General features: G+C 66.2%; 10 protein-coding genes and 2 pseudogenes. 5 read left to right on the top strand and 7 right to left on the bottom strand.

What is annotated here, in order from left to right:
• Window positions 1-121 precede the first annotated feature (121 nt).
• The gene (locus ACNJYB_RS35340) at window positions 122-4,237 is read left to right on the top strand and encodes a bifunctional diguanylate cyclase/phosphodiesterase (protein WP_439371246.1); all 4,116 of its coding nucleotides are present in this window, start codon (window positions 122-124) and stop codon (window positions 4,235-4,237) included.
• Here the strand turns inward: ACNJYB_RS35340 and ACNJYB_RS35335 are convergent.
• The 5 genes and pseudogenes from ACNJYB_RS35335 to ACNJYB_RS35315 all read right to left on the bottom strand — a co-directional run bounded on the left by ACNJYB_RS35335 (window position 4,211) and on the right by ACNJYB_RS35315 (window position 10,030).
• Entirely contained in the window at window positions 4,211-4,552 is a 342-nt protein-coding gene (locus ACNJYB_RS35335; RefSeq protein ID WP_439371245.1) for a hypothetical protein, read from the bottom strand. The genes ACNJYB_RS35340 and ACNJYB_RS35335 overlap by 27 nt on opposite strands.
• 230 nt (window positions 4,553-4,782) lie before the next feature.
• Window positions 4,783-5,775 (bottom strand): UDP-glucose 4-epimerase GalE, encoded by a 993-nt coding sequence (gene galE / locus ACNJYB_RS35330; protein WP_439371244.1) that lies wholly within the window; start codon window positions 5,773-5,775, stop codon window positions 4,783-4,785.
• A gap of 19 nt (window positions 5,776-5,794) precedes the next feature.
• Window positions 5,795-6,601: a WecB/TagA/CpsF family glycosyltransferase gene (locus ACNJYB_RS35325; protein WP_439371243.1), complete on the bottom strand. Its 807-nt coding sequence runs from the start codon at window positions 6,599-6,601 to the stop codon at window positions 5,795-5,797.
• Window positions 6,594-8,951, bottom strand: a complete 2,358-nt coding sequence (locus tag ACNJYB_RS35320; RefSeq protein WP_439371242.1) for an exopolysaccharide transport family protein — start codon at window positions 8,949-8,951, stop codon at window positions 6,594-6,596. Before ACNJYB_RS35320 ends, ACNJYB_RS35325 begins: the two co-directional genes overlap by 8 nt.
• Window positions 8,952-9,230: 279 nt before the next feature.
• Window positions 9,231-10,030: pseudogene (locus tag ACNJYB_RS35315) on the bottom strand (class I SAM-dependent methyltransferase).
• A gap of 392 nt (window positions 10,031-10,422) precedes the next feature.
• On the opposite strand from ACNJYB_RS35315, the gene ACNJYB_RS35310 reads away from it, so the two are divergent.
• Window positions 10,423-11,451, top strand: coding sequence for a glycosyltransferase family 2 protein (locus ACNJYB_RS35310; protein WP_439371240.1), 1,029 nt, complete (start codon window positions 10,423-10,425; stop codon window positions 11,449-11,451).
• A gap of 15 nt (window positions 11,452-11,466) precedes the next feature.
• Here the strand turns inward: ACNJYB_RS35310 and ACNJYB_RS35305 are convergent, their stop codons facing one another.
• A complete protein-coding gene (locus tag ACNJYB_RS35305; RefSeq protein ID WP_439371238.1) occupies window positions 11,467-12,453 on the bottom strand; it encodes a glycosyltransferase in 987 nt (328 codons plus the stop codon).
• 296 nt (window positions 12,454-12,749) lie between these two features.
• Here ACNJYB_RS35305 and ACNJYB_RS35300 point away from each other — a divergent pair, with 296 nt between their 5' ends.
• From ACNJYB_RS35300 to ACNJYB_RS35290, 3 genes and pseudogenes are all read left to right on the top strand, one after another.
• Window positions 12,750-14,102, top strand: a complete 1,353-nt coding sequence (locus ACNJYB_RS35300) for an O-antigen ligase family protein (RefSeq protein ID WP_439371237.1) — start codon at window positions 12,750-12,752, stop codon at window positions 14,100-14,102.
• Window positions 14,103-14,222: 120 nt separating this feature from the next.
• Window positions 14,223-15,367: pseudogene (locus ACNJYB_RS35295) on the top strand (GNAT family N-acetyltransferase).
• 83 nt (window positions 15,368-15,450) lie between these two features.
• Window positions 15,451-16,335, top strand: coding sequence for a protein-L-isoaspartate O-methyltransferase family protein (locus ACNJYB_RS35290; protein WP_439371235.1), 885 nt, complete (start codon window positions 15,451-15,453; stop codon window positions 16,333-16,335).
• A gap of 226 nt (window positions 16,336-16,561) precedes the next feature.
• On the opposite strand, the gene wrbA is transcribed toward ACNJYB_RS35290, so the two are convergent.
• Entirely contained in the window at window positions 16,562-17,161 is a 600-nt protein-coding gene (gene wrbA, locus ACNJYB_RS35285; RefSeq protein WP_439371233.1) for an NAD(P)H:quinone oxidoreductase, read from the bottom strand.
• Window positions 17,162-17,182: the final 21 nt, after the last annotated feature.

Below are 17,182 nucleotides of genomic sequence, written 5' to 3'. Positions count from 1 at the left end.
CGCTCGTTCGCAGCTCGTTCACTTTGATCGGCGGTTCGCGCGGCGGAATAACCACCGCTTAGGCGATCGCAGCTCATACAGGCACCGAGAGAAATGGGCAGGAATGCCCGGGAGCTGAGACGTGTCGACGACACTCGCGCGCACCTTTGCGGCGCTGAGCGCCATCAATGAAGCGATCCTCTATGCGAGATCGCCGGACGAGCTGTACCAGAAGGTCTGCGACGCCGGCTTTTCGAGCGGGGACTTTTTGGCCGTGGCCGTCTTCCTGGTGGGCCCCGATGGCCGGCGGCTGCACTTTGCGGCCGGCTGCGGCGACGATACCCAGCGGCTGCGCTCGCTCGTTATCACGACCGAGGCCGGCACGCCGGAAGGATCGGGGGTCGGCGGCGAGGCATTTCGCGATCGGAAGCTGTGCATCAGCAACGACTATCTGAACGATCCGCGCTCGCTGGCATGGCGCGAGGGGGCCACCAAGGCGCATATCGGTGCGGCGGCGGCGTTGCCGCTGCTTTGCAACGGCAACAGCGTCGGCGTGCTTTACGTGACGCGGAGCGAGCCCAACTCGCTGAACGAGCAGATGGTGTCGCTGTTCGAGCGCATGTCGGCCAACATCTCCTACGCGCTGGAGAATTTCGCGCGCGAGACCGCGCGTCAGGCCAGCGAACGGGCGACACGACGGCTCAACCGCATGTTCGGCGCCATCAGCGCCACCAATGAAGCGATCCTGCGGGCCAAGAACGAGCTGGAGCTCTACCAGCTCGTCTGCGACGCTTCCGTGCATAGCGGCAAGTCGCTGGCGACCATCGTGCTGCTGCGCGAGCCGGACTCGCACTGGATGAAGCCGGTCGCGGCCACCGGGCAGAACCTCGAGCTCGTCACCCAGGCGCGCTATTCGGTCGACCCGGACAATCCCTACGGCAAGGGCATCTCCGGCGAGGTGTTCCGGACGCAGAAAGCCATCGTCGAGGACGATCTCGCCAGCCGGACCAGGGGCTCGCCGTGGGAGCAGGCCAACGTCAACACCGGCGCGGCCGCCTGCGTGGTCGCGCCGCTGATCAAGCATGGCCAAAGCGTTGGCGTGCTCCTGTTCTTCATCAGCCGCTCCTGGGCCAAGGACGAGGAGATCGTCGCGCTGCTGCTGCGCATGGCCGAGAACGTCTCGTTCGCAATCGAGAATTTCGACCGCGAGGCCGAGAAGGCCAGGATCGCGGCGGAAGAAGAGCGCCTGGCGCGCATGTATGCGGCGCTCAGCGCCACCAACGAGGCGATCCTGCACGCGCGGTCGCGATCCGAGCTGTTCGACCTCGTCTGCGAGGCGACGGCCAAAGGCGCCAAGTTCACCTCGGCCAGCATCGCGCTGGTCGACCAGCGCGCCGAGCTGCTGCGCGTGATCGCCAGCTACGGACCGAATGCCGACCTGGTTCGTACCTTCAAGTTCTCGACCTCGGAGCAGGTGGCGGAAGGACGCGGGCTGACCGGCACCGCGTTCCGCACGCGCCAGCCCGCCGTCAGCAACGACCTGCTCGCCGACGACCGGATCGCGCCTTGGCAGGACAGCGCCCGCCGCAAGGGGATCGCGTCCTCCGCGGCGCTGCCGCTGTTCAACGGCGACCGGGTCGAGGGCGTATTCCTGTTCAACTCCCCTGAGCGTGCCGCCTTCACGCCCGAACTCGTCGAGCTGCTCCGCAAGCTCCAGGCCAACGTCTCTTTTGCGCTGCAGAATTTCGACCGTGCCGAGGCGAAGGCCAAGGCCGAAATGCAGCGTAATCGTCTCAGGGGCATGCTCGAGGCGCTGAGCGCGACCAACGAGGCGATCATGCGGGTGAAGACCCGCGCCGAATTGTTCGAGGTGGTCTGCGAGGCCGCGGTGCTCGGTGGCACCTTCTCCTCGGCGACCATCGCCATGGTGGATGCGACGGGGCACTATCTCGACATCGCCATGAGCAAGGGCGAGAGCTGCTACCAGATGAAGGAATGGCGCTACTCGACCTCGGCCGATGATCCGGAAGGACGGGGGCTCACCGGCACGTCCTTCCGTACGCGGGCGCCCTGCGTCGCCAACGAGTTTCTCAACGACATCCGCACCGCGCACTGGCACCAGATCGCGCGCATGCAGGGCACGAAATCAGGCGCCTGCTTCCCCTTGCTCAGCAACGGTGGCGAGGCTGTCGGCGTGTTGCTGTTCCTCTCGCCGGACGAGGGCGCGTTCACGCAGGATCTCATTCAACTGCTGGGGCGGCTTGCCGAGAACGTCTCGTTCGCGCTCGACAATTTCGACCGTGCCGAGGAGAAGGCCCGCACCGAGGCGCAGAAGGAACGCCTGACGCGCATGTTCGCCGCGTTGAGCGCCACCAACGAGGCGATCATGCGGGCCAAGTCGCGCGCCGAGCTGTTCGACCTCGTCTGCCTCGCCGCCTCGAACGGCGCGAAATTCACCTCGACGACGATCGCGCTGGCGGTTGAAGGCAGCGACCAGCTCGACATCGTGGCGGCGGCCGGACCGTCCGCGAACACCACGCGCAACCTCCGTCTTTCCATCGATCCCGAGCGTCCCGAGGGGCGCGGCATGAGCGGCACGGCGTTCCGCACGCGCCAGCCCTGCATCAGCAACGACTACCTCAACGACGATCGCGTCCGTGTCTTCCATCCCATCGTGCGCGGTGACGGCGCGCGGTCGGGCGCGGCGTTCCCGCTCATCGTGCATGACCGTGCCGTCGGCGTCATGCTCTACATGTCGACCGAGCCCGGCGCCTTCACGGAAGAGTTCGTCGAGCTGTTGCAGCGCCTGGCCGACAACGTCTCCTTCGCGATGGAGAATTTCGATCGGGCCGACGAGAAGAACCAGGCGGACGAGCGGATCGAGTATCTCGCCTCGCACGACAGCCTGACCGACCTGCCGAACCGCGAGACCTTCAACGAGCTGCTGCGCGCGGCGATCGACACCGCGCAGCGTCACGATCACCGCTTTGCGGTGCTGTTCATCGATCTCGACCGCTTCAAGGTCATCAACGATTCACTCGGCCACGAGGCCGGCGACCTGCTGCTGCTCGAAGTGGCGAACCGCTTGCGCAGCGCGTTGCGGGCCAGCGACGTGGTGGCGCGGCTCGGCGGCGACGAATTCGTGGTCATCCTCGACCAGTGCGGCGAGATCGGCGACGTCCAGCGCATCGCAACCGGGCTGCTCACGGCTCTGGCCGAACCCATGGAGCTCGCCGGTCACGAGTGCCATACCACGGCGTCGATCGGCATCGCGATGTACCCGGCCAACGGCTCCGACGCGCAGACTCTGACCAAGAACGCCGACATGGCGATGTATCTCGCCAAGGAAGACGGCAAGAACGGCTACCGCTTCTTCTCCAAGGAAGTGACGACGCAGTCGATCGAGCGGCTGTCGCTGGAGAGCGCGCTGCGCCGGGCGCTGGAGCGGGAGCAGTTCTCGCTGAACTACCAGCCCAAGGTGGACATGGAGACCGGCCAGATCACCGGCGTGGAAGCGCTGCTGCGCTGGACACATCCTGATCTCGGCAACATCTCCCCGGCTCAGTTCATCCCGCTCGCCGAGGAAACCGGTCTGATCGTGCCGATCGGCCGCTGGGTCCTGAGGGAGGCCTGCGCGCAGGCGATGGCCTGGCAGCGCCGTGGCCTGTTGCCGCTGTCGATGGCGGTCAACCTGTCGCCCCGGCAGTTCGCCGACGAGCATTTGCTGCAGGACGTCGACGAGGCCCTGGCGGCCTCCGGCATGTCGCCGGTTCTGCTCCAGCTCGAGGTCACCGAAAGCATGATGATGCGCAATGTCGGACGCGCGCTCAAGGTGCTCGACGCGATCCAGAGCCGCGGCATCCGCCTTGCCATCGACGATTTCGGCACCGGCTATTCGTCGATGTCGCTGATGAAGCACTTCCCGATCGACACCATCAAGATCGATCGTTCCTTCGTGCGCGACCTGCCGCAGGATTCGGAGGACCAGGCGATCGCGCAGGCGATCATCAGCATGGGCAAGGCGCTCGGCATGACGGTCGTCGCCGAAGGCGTCGAGAACGCCGAGCAGGAGGCGTTCCTGCGCAGCCACGGCTGCGACGAGATGCAGGGCTTTCTGATCTCCAAGCCGCTGCCGGCGAAGCAGATGGCCGAGCTGCTGCGGCCGATGGCCCTGCCTGTTGCGCCGCCGCTCCAGCCCGAGCCGGATCCGGTCGCCACCGCGGCTGCGGCGCTACGGCTGAAAGGCGCTGTCGTCTGACGGCTGCGGGTGCAGCTCACGGACGTCGTGATCCGCGCCCTCGGCGATGCTCGGGAAATCCTGGGGTCCTGTCAGCGACGTCTGCTCGACGAACAGCGCCAGAATCGTGCGCGCGCCGTCGGCGAAGCTCGTGCCCTCGTTCAGCCCGAGCTCGGCACACCATGCGCTGCTCATCGGCTCCTGATCGTCGACCACCGCCATGGCGGGCCCCCACCACCAGGCAGGCGCGGGCGAGCGCTCGTCCTCGGGCACGACGTGCCAGCGAACGAACTCATCCATCACCCGCTCGAACTCCAGGCGTGCAGCCTGATGCATTGAATCGAAACTCCTTCGAATCCGCGCCTGATGGCGGGCCGTGACGCAGATTCAACTGTGGTCCTGACATCAGGAAAAATCGGCTCGCGCAACCGGCGGGAGCCATGCATCCCGACCTCGTCGTCGGTGATGCCCAAAAATGCGGCCGTCGCGATACGCCAACGGCGGCAGCGAATGTGCATTTTAGCCGCTTGGAGGCACGGCAGGCAAGGTACGGATGTCACGGTTGCTTAACGAGCCCTGAGCGGATGGGCCTTCTGGTGCCACGCCCAGGCGGTGCGGATCACCGTCGGCAGATCGGAGTGACGCGGCACGAAGTTCAGAACCTTTCGCGCAGCGGAGGGATCGGCGACCAGGTAGGTGGGGTCGCCGGCCCGGCGCGGCTTGACCGTGTGCGGCACCTCGCTCCCGGTCTCCTGCCTGATGGCCTCGAGGATCTGGCGCACCGAGAAGCCCGCGCCGGTGCCGAGGTTGAAGCTGCCGCCGGCATGTCCCGTTTCCAGCAGCTTCAGCGCCGCGACATGCGCGGCGGCAAGGTCCGTGACATGGATGTAGTCGCGGATCGCGGTGCCGTCGGGCGTGTCGTAATCGTCGCCGAACACGGCGAACTCGGCATGGCCCTGCAGCGCCATCATGGCGCGCGGAATGAGATGGGTCTCGTTGTCGCGCAACTCGCCGATGCCGCCGGCGGGATCGGCGCCGCTGGCATTGAAATAGCGCAGGCAGAAGGCACCGAAGTCGTAGGCTGCGCGATAATCGGCGAGCATGCGCTCGATCATCCACTTCGATGCGCCGTAGGGGTTGATCGGCGCGCAGGGGAAATCTTCCGGCAGCTCCTTGGAATCGGCATTGCCGTAGACGGCGCCGGTCGAGGAGAACACGATGCGATGGCAGCCGGCGTTGCGCATCGCCTGCAACAGCGACAAGGTGCCCTGCACGTTGTTGACGTAATATTTCTGCGGGTCGGTCATGGATTCGCCGACGAGGCTGGCGGCCGCGAAGTGCATCACGGCGGTGACCTTGTGTTCGGCGAAGGCGCGCGCCAGCGCCGCGCCATCGAGCAGATCGCCGGTCACGAGCGGGCCGGCGACGAAGTTGCGGTGACCTGTCGAGAGATTGTCATAAACGACGGGCTGATAGCCGGCGGCGATCAGTGCGCGGCAGGCATGCGAGCCAATATAGCCTGCGCCTCCTGTGACGAGGACAGTCGGTCGATCGGTCATGTCGTATGCTACTCTTCTCTCAGCGATTGAAGGGCCGTTTGCGGCTGAAGAGAAGATAGAGCGCGCGGGGGTTGGTGGTCAAATAGCGCCAGAACAGGCGGCGTGGCTCGAGCCATGTGCGCCAAGCCCATTCGAGTCCGAATTTCTGCATCCATTGCGGCGCGCGGGACCGGCTTCCCGACAAAAAGTTGAATAGCCCGCCGGATGTCTTGATAACGCCAACATTGGTGAGCAGCGGCGTGAACTCCTCGACGAATGCCTGCTCGCTGGGCACGCCTAGCGCGACCCAGAGATAATCGGGTGCGAGTGCGTTGATCTCCTCGACCTTCGCGCGCAGAGCTTCCCCGCGCAAATAGCCGTGGCTGCGCCCGATGATCTTCAAGTTGGGATACAGATTGCGGACGTTCGCGACCGCGGCGGCGTTCTCCGCCTCGCTGGCGCCGAACATGTAGAAGGTGCGGCCGACCGCTTCGGCCTTGTGCGCGACGACATGGAAGAGGTCGGTGGTCGCGACACGCTCGGGCAGCGGGAACCAGGATTGCAGTTTCGAGGCCGCCACCAGCGGCTGGCCATCGGCGTTGATCAGATCGGCGATGCGGAACAGGCGTTCGGTCTGCGGCTCGGTCGAGCAGCGCGCCAGCACCTCGCCGTTGGCCGAGGTCAGGTACAGCGGACGCCCGATACGACGCTGCGGATCGGTCGCCTCGATCATGAAATCGGCGGTGGCTTCCAGGTCGAGCGCGGCCATGCGAAGGCCGCCGACGGTGATCCGCGGCACGTCGGCGGTTGCGGCCCGTCCCTCCGGATTGACGCGGCGCTCAAGCATATTGTCTGCCTCGCTGGCGCGCTTGGGTTGCGGGGGTGAGCTCGTCGAGCACGACGCCGACGAGCTTGCTCTCGGCGCGGCCGAGCGTGCTCAGGATCTCTTCCAGGCCATCGTTGATGTCCATGCTGGTCGGCAGCACCGCCACCAGCCCATCGACCTCGTCCAGCAGCTTGCGGCCGCCGGCCGCGAGCGGCGTCACGGGACCGTCGAGCACCACGAGGTCGTAGCCGCCGGCGGAGCGCGCCTGCGCGATCGCCTTGCGGATGGCTTCGGCTGCCTTGCCGGCATCGGCTTCGGCGGCGGGCAGTACCGAGATGCCGTTCACCGTCTTGATCTCGCGCGCGGTCTTGCTGCCGTTCGAGAGCCAGCCGAGCCTGCTCGGCTCGCTTTTGCCGTTACGGTTGACCTTGTTCGAGAGCGAATGCGCCAGATGGTCGGCGTCGATCATCAGCACGCGGGTGCCGTCGCGCGCGGCTGCGAGCGCGAAATTCAGCGCGGTCACGCTGCGTCCGGTGGTCTCGCCGGGACCGAGCAACGCGATCACCGGCAGCGCCTTGCCGCCGGAGCGCCGGGCCACCGCCGCGCGCATGTCGCGCCAGGCGTTGAGCAGGCTCGTCAGGGGGAAGCCGGGACGCAGCGTCGGCCAGCCCAGCCGCGTCAGGTCGACGCCGCCGCCGGTGGCGAGAATGGCACCGAGCGTATGGATGACGTCGGCTTCCTGGAGGCGCGCGATCAGCGGCTTTTCGATCAGGGGTCTTTCGATCATTGAAGGTTGCAGCGGTGGTGCGGCAACTTCCGGCGGAGCCTGCGCGACCTCCGGAGCTCGCGCAGCCTGCTGCGGCTGCGCAATCTCGCTGGCCCGCGGCGGCTCTGGAGCTTGCGGCGCCGGTGTACGCTCACGGCGAGCGGGTGCAGGTGCTGGCGCGCCGGCGAACTGCAGCTCGGCCGCGGCGAACCAGCCCGATGCAGCGATGGCGCCGAAGACGAAGCCGATGATGGCGAACAGGCTCATGGCGGGCGGGAACGAACGCCGCTGCGGCACCGTGGCCTCACCGATGACGCGGGCGGCCGAGGTGTTCAGGCTCTCCTGCTCCTCGGTTTCGCGCGAGCGCTTGAGGAAGGATTGATAGACATCGCGACTGGCATCGGCCTCGCGCTCGAGCTCGCGCAGGCGCACGGCGGCCTGGCTGAGCTGCACACTCTGCCGCTTCTGCGCTTCCAGCGCCCGGTTCAGCGAGGCCTCGTAATCCCGCGCCCGCGTCAAATCATTCTTGGCCGACTGGGCGAAGCGGTCGATCTCCTCGCCGATGGTGCGCTTGAGATCCTCGACCTGCTTCTCGGTCTGGCGCAGCGCCGGATGGCGCGGGCCGAGCTCGCCGGCCTGCTCCGCATATTTCTTGCGGGCCTCGGCATATTGGGCGCGCAGGTTGGCGATGGTCGGCGATTGCAGCGCTTCGGGGATTGCGCCGGCATCCGCCGCCGTGCGCCGGCTCGCCTCGATCTGGTCGAGCCGGGCCTGCGCATCCATCGTCGCGGCGCGCGCGGCGGACAGCCGCTGGTTGCTCGCGGAGAGCTGCTGGTCGCTGATCAATGCGTCCTGGGTGCCGACGAAATTGTTCTGCGCCTTGTAGGTCGCAAGCGCGGTCTCGGCATTGCGCAGCCGCTCGCGCAGCTCCTTTAGCCGGCTGGAGAGGTCGCTGGTCGCGCGGCGTGCGGCCGAGGCCTGCGAGTTGCGGGACTCCGCGAGGTAGGCGTTGGTCAGCGTGTTGGCGAGCATCGCCGCCTTTGCCGGATCGGTCGACCAGACCTCGATGTCGACGATGAAGCTCTTCTCGGTCTTGCGGATGGTGATGTGCCGATTCAGCGCCTCGAGCGCCGCGAGCTGAACTTCCTTCGTCTCGGCGGCGGAGGGCGCGCGGGGCTGAAGGCCGATCAGGCCGAGCAGCGACGACGTCAGGCTCCTGCCGTCGCCGCCGCCGAATTCGGGATCCTTGTCGAGACCCGCCTGCTGGATCACCTGGAGCAGCACGCTGTTGGAGGTGATCAGGCGCGCCTGGCTCTCCACCACCATGGACATGCCGGTGACGTCCTGCGCGCGAGGCGTGAGCTCGCGATCGACGAGCTGGAGCTCGCGCGGGTCGACATAGAGCTGGGCGGTGGCGGTGTAGCGTGGCGTCAGGCTTTTGCCGACCGTGACCGCGAGCATCGCGCCGAGCAGGGCAGCGGCCGCAATTGCGATCTTCCGCCGCCAAAGCAGGTCGACCAGCTCCAGCGCACTGTAGCCGGCCTGAGGCCTCTGTTGCGGAGCCTCCGGTCGGGCCCGATCGATCGGCTGGTTATAGTCCAGCATGGTCCCCAGCTTTCATTCCAACGGCCGCGGGCTGAGGGGCTACTCTTCGCTTTACGCCACGCACCCGGGATATAGGTGCCCAATCAACGCAACAGGGAAAATTAACCATACTCATTGAGGGACTATTCACCGAAATGGCAAACAAAGCGTTTAAGCGCATGCCGCCACCTGGCGAGTCGCAGTGACGCCGAGGTCCCTCAGAGATTAACGGTTCGTTACCGCGCGCAACGAGGCCGCGAGGCTCCGCTCTTGCCGCAACGGACTGCGCGCGCATGGTCGTCAGGTTTTCCGCAGGATGACGTGATAATCACCGCGGCGGACGTCGGTCCCGCGCGGGAGCACGGCGTTGAGCACGGCGGCGCTGGCATCGACGAGCGCCGCGAACAGCGGCTTGCGCCGGCGCATCTCGGGATAACGCGGACTCTCGACCTCTCGGCGGTAGATCATCTCGAGCCCATTGGCGGCTGCGAACGCTTCCAGTCGCGGCAGCGTCACCAGCGGATGGAAGAAGGTGGGGAACGGCGGCTCGCCGGCAGGCCGGCGTCCTTGATGCCGCGGATGTGCCGGTAGAACCAGACGTGGAACCAGTGCGGCGAATATTTGGTGACGACGCCGGACAGCGAGCGCGGATTGGGCGCGCCGACCAGGATCATCCCGCCGCGCTTGAGCGAATCGCGGAAGTTCAGGAGTGCGGCGTCGACATGGGGCAGATGCTCTATCACGTTGTAGCAGATCACGAGATCGAAGGTTTGGCTTGCAAAGCTGTAGGTCTGCACGTCGCCGAGGATGGCCTCGTCCGCGTATGTGTTGTTGCGGACCTGGTCCGCGTCGATGTCGACGACGGTGACCTTGCTGCGGCTCAGCAATTCCGGCGGCAGAACGCTGCACGAGCCGCCGCCGGCTTCATAGACGGCGAGCCGGCCCTGTGGCAGCTCGCGACGCAGCACGTCGTGAACGGCGAACAGGCTGTCGCGGGCTTCGCCGGCGACCAGATCATGCAGCGCCTGGGCGTGTGCGGTGGTCGCGGGCGCGTCGATCGCCGTGGCTGTCGCGAAATCGATCGTGGCAGGCTTGTTCATATTTTCTGACCGCGCTTGTTTCTATTCAAATTTACAGGAAAACGCTCGCATGCCCGAAGAGCAAATCCGATGCCGCCCCGGTTCACCGGTCGCGGTGCTTACGGACGGGTTAATGCGCATCGTCGTTAACTACAGCATCCTCCAAGTTGGCCCGCTCGCGGCGTAGTGGACTGCGAATTGCACTATCATGCTCGCGAGGATTTGCGGAAGAAACGCGCGAAAGCGGTTAAGTGCATGTATGCGAGCTGATCTGCAACTGCTGCCGTCCTAATGCTTCCAGGCCGGCCGCTCATTTGGGACGCATCTGTCCCGCGGTGATGTGCCGTGACAGAACAACGCGGACCGCGGTTGACGCAGGGCTTTTTCAATAAATCTCGGACATCTAGAACGTCATGACGCTGATCCCGACAGACCTGTCCGCCAGCCGGATATCGGATGCCGTGCGCGATCCCAACCGGGAAATCGTCGCGAGCTCCCGCGTCATCGACCTGTCGGTCGGCATCGTCGTCTGCATCCCCTGCTTCCGCCGCCCGCAGCATCTGCGGCTGACGCTGGACTCGCTCGTGAGCCAGCGCACCCCGCGTTCCTTTGCCGTCGTCATGGTCGAGAACGACGCTGCAAAGCGCGAGAGCGCGCCGGTCGCTGCGGAGTATCTTGCCGACGGCAGGCTCCAGGGCATCTGCCTCGTCGAGCAGCGGCAGGGCAATTGCCAGGCGATCAACGCCGCGTTCGAAACGGCGCAGGCGCTGTTTCCCGCCGCGACCCGCTTCCTGATGATCGACGACGACGAGATCGCGTCGAGCGACTGGCTCGAGCTGATGGTCCGCACCGCGGAGGCGACCGGCGCCGACATCGTCGGCGGCCCGGTGCTGCCGGTCTTCGCCGACGACAGCAAGCCGTGGCTCGCGCGTCATCCCGCCTTCTGCCCGGCCTATGATTACAGCGGCGCGGTGCCGCTGATCTATGGCTGCGGCAATTGCCTGATCACCCGCGCCGCGTTCGAGCGATTCGAGAAGCCCGCGTTCGATCTGCGCTTCAACTTCCTCGGCGGCGGCGATTGCGATTTCTTCGTGCGGTGCCGCGACGCCGGCATGCTGTTTCATTGGACGGCGGAGGCGGTGATCACCGAGAGCGTGCCGCAGAACCGCACCAGACTCAGTTGGATCGCCAAACGGGCCTTGCGAATCGGCGCGATCAATTATCGGGTGCAGTACAAGGCCGCGCAGGGCGTGGCGGCGCGGGCGCGGGTGTTCGCGCAGATGCTCGGTCGGCTGCCGCTGTCGCTGCTGCGTGCGGCGCGTCTGCTGGCGACGTCGAAGGCGGTGGTCGCCATGCATCCTGCGCTGGTCGCGTTCGGCTCCATGCTGGCGGCATTCGGCATCGAGCCGAAGCCCTATGAAGCCTCGAAGATCGTATCCTGACGCTGCAGAGAAGGGCTAGATGCCGAAGCGGGCGAGAGCTGTCCTGGCCGCGGCGCCCGGCAGCGCCTTGAGTGAGCGCCGGCCCACCATCGCGAGATAGCCGAGGGCGTCACGATACCGGCCGAAGCGGACCGCTTGCATCGCCGAATAGGTGACGAGGTGAATCTCCGCGGCAAGGCGCAGCCCGGCTGCCGTGCCTGCGGGCAGTCTCGCCAGGATCAGGCCGTCGTCGAAGACACGCGCGATCGCGGGAAAGAAATCCGTCGGCGTCCGCACCGCCGCGTTCATGGTGTTGGCGGTGTGCAGGCGGTAGTCGAGCAGCAGCTTCGGTGCGAACTCGAACTCGCCGATTGCGGCAAGGCGGCACCAGCAATGCCAGTCCTCGCAATATCTCAGCGAGGTATCGAAGCCGCCGACGGCGCGGAAGGCCTCGGCGCGTGCGAGCGCGATGCCGCCATTCACGATGAAATTGCCGGCTGCGAGTCGCGCCAGCACGTCGCCCGAGGGCTTGCGGCGTCCTTTCAGCAGGTCGCGCCGGCCGATCTGCCGTCCCTCGTTGTCGATCGTGTTGTAGTCGCCATAGACGAGGACCGCGCGCGGCGCGCCGCGGGCTGCCGCGAGCAGGGCCGCCACCGCGCCGGGGCGCAGGCGGTCGTCGGCGTCGAGGAAAAGCAGCCACTCGCCGCTCGCATGCCGCGCCCCGAGATTGCGCGCGGCCGACACCCCGGCGGCGTCGTTGCGCATCAGGTGCAGCCGCGGGTCACGGATGGCGCGAACGATCGCGACGGTCTCGTCGGTCGAGCCGTCGTCCACGACGATCACCTCGCCCACCTCGTCCTGTGCGAGCGCGCTGGCCAGCGTTTCGCCGATATAGGCCGCAACGTTCTTGGCGGGAATGACCACGGACACCGCCGTTGTCGAGCCGACCTGCAGCGGCAGACGCGCCGGCGTCGCGGCGCGAGAGGAGGTCGGCAATTCGAGAATGTCTTCGGCGGTGATCAAGCGGCGGCTCGTCTTTAATGAACTGTTAACCGGGTCGCATTCTGGCGAGCTGGTGGAACCAGCGATCGAAACCTCGCGGCGGATGATACTCGCATTGCCGGGAAATCGTTGCGGACAAGGCCTGCACGGCGCCGGTTTCCTCGAGTAACGTTAAGCCGACGGCATCGAGCCTGCAGAAATGTCGACGGGGCGCGACAGAGCTGCTCGGCCGCAGAGCTGCGTGCTGGTTGACGGTTGGTTAATGGGGATGAGGTACGACGTGAGGCTTCCGCCGGCTTCACCCCCTGCCTTGAGCCATGGATCGCAGCGCCGCTGACACCACTGACGTCGAGGCTCCATCGCTCGCCAGCCTCCTGCGCGACGGCCTTGCCGGGCTGAATGCCGCGCGGGCGGCGCGCTGTCTCGTCGCGATTGCGGCCCTGCTTCTCATCCTGGTGACGCTCGATCCGTTTCCCGACCTGCGCAGCGAGGACGCGGCCACCGCCGTCGGCGGACGCATGGCACTCACCTACGTTGCCTGGGGGCTTCTGGCTGCGGTTGCGGTGCTGCTCGTCGCGGTCACGGATGCGCCCGCGCTGAGGAGCCTGGTGAGGCCGCTGCATGTGTGTCTCGTCGCCTGGCTGATGATCAACATCGTCTTCTCCGAGAGCCGCGGCGTCTCGATGCAGCGTTTCGTGCTCGCGGCCAGCGTGACGGCGCTCGCCGTTCTGCTGCCGCTCTTGCCGCCGACGCAGCGCAGCTTCAATGTGTGCCTCGGCACCGTCGCACTCGCGCTGCTTGCACTGTGCTACCTCGGCGTCGTTCTCGCCCCGCAATATTCGATCCACACCGCGCTCGACGTCACCGAGCCGCAGCTCGCCGGCGACTGGCGCGGCAGCTTCGGCCACAAGAACGTCGCTTCGCCGGTGATGACCGTGCTGGTTTATGTCGGCATCTACCTGTCCGCCGTCGGGTCGTTCGTGATGGGGCCGGCGATCGCCGCGCTCGCCGGCATCTTCCTGATCTTCACCGGCGGCAAGACCTCCTCGGTGTTGTGCCTTGCGATCTACGCGCTGGCCGCGCTGGTCTATGTCACGCGCAGCCTGTGGCTCAAGCGGCTCATCTGCTTCGTGCCGCTGATCGCGATGAACCTGCTGACGGTGGGCAGCGTGCTCAGCCCGTCGCTCGGGGCGATGACGCGGCTGCTTCCGCTCGATCCCACCTTCACCGGCCGTTCCGCCATCTGGGAGTTCGCGCTCGCGGCGGCCGCCGAAAAGCCGGTCATTGGCCACGGCTACGCGGCCTTCTGGGAAGACGTCACCGCGCGGCAGACCGCCGAGGGCGCCGAGTGGGCGACCTCAGCGGCACACAGCCACAACTCCTATCTCGACCTCGCGGTCACGATCGGCCTGCCGGGGCTGGCGCTGGTGATCCTGGTCTTCGTGCTCGCGCCGCTCCACAATTTCCAGACGGCCCAGGCTCACAATCGCAGCGGTGCACTGGCAAGGCTGTTCCTGACTGTCTGGCTGTTCGGCCTTTACTACGGCGCCACCGAGACCTTCCTGCTCGAACGGCAGAATCCGATCTGGTTCATGTTCGCCTTGGCGGTGGCGGGCCTGCACTTTCTCGCCAGGTTCCAGTGCGTCGACCAGACGGAACCCCAACACTGACAGCTTGTCGCAGTCGCGGAACTGTGGTGGCACCGGCTTAACGATAAGCCGCAACGTCGCTTGTAGCCTGCGACAAAACATAATCTATCTCGAAACACTCAGTAATCATATGTCCCGGGGATGACGTTTCTCAGCGTCGAGCAGCCAGATGGTCTCGTGTCCAGCACGTCGGAATCGCGGTCGATTTCCTGCGTGAGTGGCGGCAGGCTGCATCGCGCCTGAATGCCGGCCATCGCACGGCTTTCCAGCATGATTACTGGCTCGGCGCCTGGTACGAAGCGTTTGCCAAGGCCGAGCCGCTGATCGCCGTGATCTCCGATGCCGCGACGGGGAAGGACATCGCGCTCGTGCCGATGATCAGTCATGTCAGGCGCGGTATCCGCATCGTCGAGTTCGCCGACCTTGGCGTCTCCGACAACAACGCGCCCATCCTGGCGCTTGATGCGGCGCTGGATCCGGCAGCGATGGATGCGATCGGCAAGGCCCTGGTCGAATCGTTGCGCGCCTTGCCCGACCGCTTCGACCTGCTGCGCCTGAAGAAGATGCCGGCGCAGGTCGGCGGCAAGCCGAACCCGCTGGTGTCGCTCGGCCGCGCCGGATCGTGCTCGGTCAACGGCAATCTCGTGCTCATGGGCGACGACTATGAGGACTATCGGGCCTCGATCAAGCGCATGCAGATGCCGCGCTGCTGGCGCGTCTTCAGCCGTCACGCCGGTGCGCGGTTCGAGATTGCCACGGACCCCGCGCGGACGCGCGAGCTGCTGGATGTGATGGACGTCCAGCAGCAGGCACGGATGCGCAAGCTCGGCTCGCGCTTCGTTCTCAACGACGACACCCATGCCCGCTTCTATCGCGAGGTTGCTCGCCAGGGTGTCGCAGAAGGCTATGCCGTCATCTCGGCACTGGTATGCGACGCAGCCATCGTCGCCACCACGCTCGGCGTGAGATACGGAGCGACCTATTTCCTGCTGCGCATCAGCCACGCAGGCGATTCCTGGTCGAGCTGCTCGCCCGGACTGCTGGTGGCCGAACGCACCATGTCGGCGCTGCATGCTCAGGGCGTGCGCCGCTTCGATCTCAGCATCGGCAATCAGGATTACAAGCGCCGGCTTGGCGCCGAGCAGGTGCCGCTGACCGATGCCAGCGTCGCGCTGTCCTGGCGCGGGCTGCCTCTTGCCTGGCGCGACCACGCCGCCCAGGGCCTGCGTCGTCACCCCAGGCTCGCCGCTCTTGCGGCGCGGGCGATGGACAAGGGCGGACGCTGAAACCGGACAATAACTCCGGGTTGCATGACCATTGGATTGTCGCAGACGTTGTGTTATCCTCGCCCTCATTTCCCGGAGGCGACATGGAAGATCGTTCGGCCAAATATCGCGCGTTCTACGCGCGGTTGATCTGTGCGGCGGCGAAAGCCACGGATCCGCGTCTCGAGGAGGCCTTTCGGACCGTCAGGCGCGAGCCTTTCGTTGGGCCCGGGCCGTGGTCGATCTGTTTCGGCGGTCATCCTTACGTGGTAACGCCCGATGATGATCCGGCCTTTCTCTATCAGAACGCGCTGCTCGCGCTGGATCCGGTCCGTGGCCTCAATATCGGCATGCCCAGTGCACACGCTTATTGGCTCACCGGCTGCGCCGTCAGGGAGGGCGAGACCGTGATCCAGATCGGCGCGGGCAGCGGCTATTACACCGCGATCCTCGCGCATCTCGTCGGACCCCGCGGCCGCGTCCACGCCTATGAGATCGACGAGCGCCTGGCGGGACTTGCGCGCGAAAATCTAGAGGATGTCGCCCATGCGGATGTGCGCGACCGTTCGGGTATCGCCTCCGATCTGCCGGCTGCCGACGTGATCTATGTCTGCGCGGGCGCGGCGCAGCCGGCCGCGGAATGGCTCGAGGCGCTGCGACCCGGCGGGCGGCTGGTGTTTCCGCTGGCGCCCGAAGGCACGCCCGGCGGCATGTTGATGATTACCCGCCCGGATGACGGCGCGATCTGGCCGGCGAAATTCCTCAGCCGCGCCCAGTTCATCGGCTGTGCGGGATTGCAGAATGCGGATGCCGCCCGTCGATTGGCAGATGAGTTCGCGACAGGATGGGAGGGCGTGCAGTCGCTGCGGCGAGAGGGCGCTCCCGACGAGACCTGCTGGTTTGCCGGCGAGGGCTGGTGGCTGTCGACGGCGCCGCCCCCCATGAGGACAGAGCTAGTCCAGCCTCACGCCGGCATCACGCAAGTGTAACGGCGATTGCCGTCTCACGATCCCGTGCACCCGGCGCAGTGAAACCGGCCGCGCGAAGCGCGGAACAGGCTGCGGCAATACCATCGCCGTGCCAACGCCTGTGCGGGCTTGCGGATCATCTGCGCGATCAACAAGAGTTCGAAAGCCATTCGTCTCGCTTCGGGTCAAATATCCTGCTCATGCATGTGGGGCGGCAGTCCCGAAGGAGAATGCCGCCCGTGTCGCATCAGCCATGCAGCTTTTTGGCCGTCTCCGCGATCTGCCGGCCCTGATAGCGCGCGCCGGCGAGCTCGTTGGCGCTGGGCTGGCGGCTGCCGTCGCCGCCGGTGATCGTGGTGGCGCCGTAGGGCGCGCCGCCCGTGACCTCGTCGAGCTTCATCTGGCCGGCAAAGCCGTAGTTCATGCCCACCACGACCATGCCGAAATGCAGCAAGTTGGTGATGATCGAGAACAGCGTCGTCTCTTGGCCCCCATGCTGGGTCGCGCTGGAGGTGAAGGCGCCGCCGACCTTGCCGTGCAGCGCGCCCTTCGCCCATAGCCCGCCGGCCTGGTCCAAGAAGTTCGCCATCTGCGAGGCCATCCGGCCGAAGCGGGTGCCGGTACCGACGATGATCGCGTCGTAATTGGCGATATCCTCGATCTTGGCAACGGGCGCGGCCTGGTCGAGCTTGTAGTGGGAGGCTTTCGCGACCTCGGCCGGCACCAGCTCCGGCACGCGCTTGATGTCGACGGTGGCGCCCGCCTCGCGCGCGCCTTCGGCGACGGCATTGGCCATCGCCTCGATGTGGCCATAGGCGGAATAATAGAGGACGAGAACTTTGGTCATGGTGGTCTCCGTTGGGATTGG

It is taken from the genome of Bradyrhizobium sp. SMVTL-02 (assembly GCF_051853005.1).
Lineage (GTDB): Bacteria > Pseudomonadota > Alphaproteobacteria > Rhizobiales > Xanthobacteraceae > Bradyrhizobium.
The sequence above is the reverse complement of the archived record's forward strand: the minus strand, read 5'-3'. Positions and strand labels throughout refer to the sequence as shown.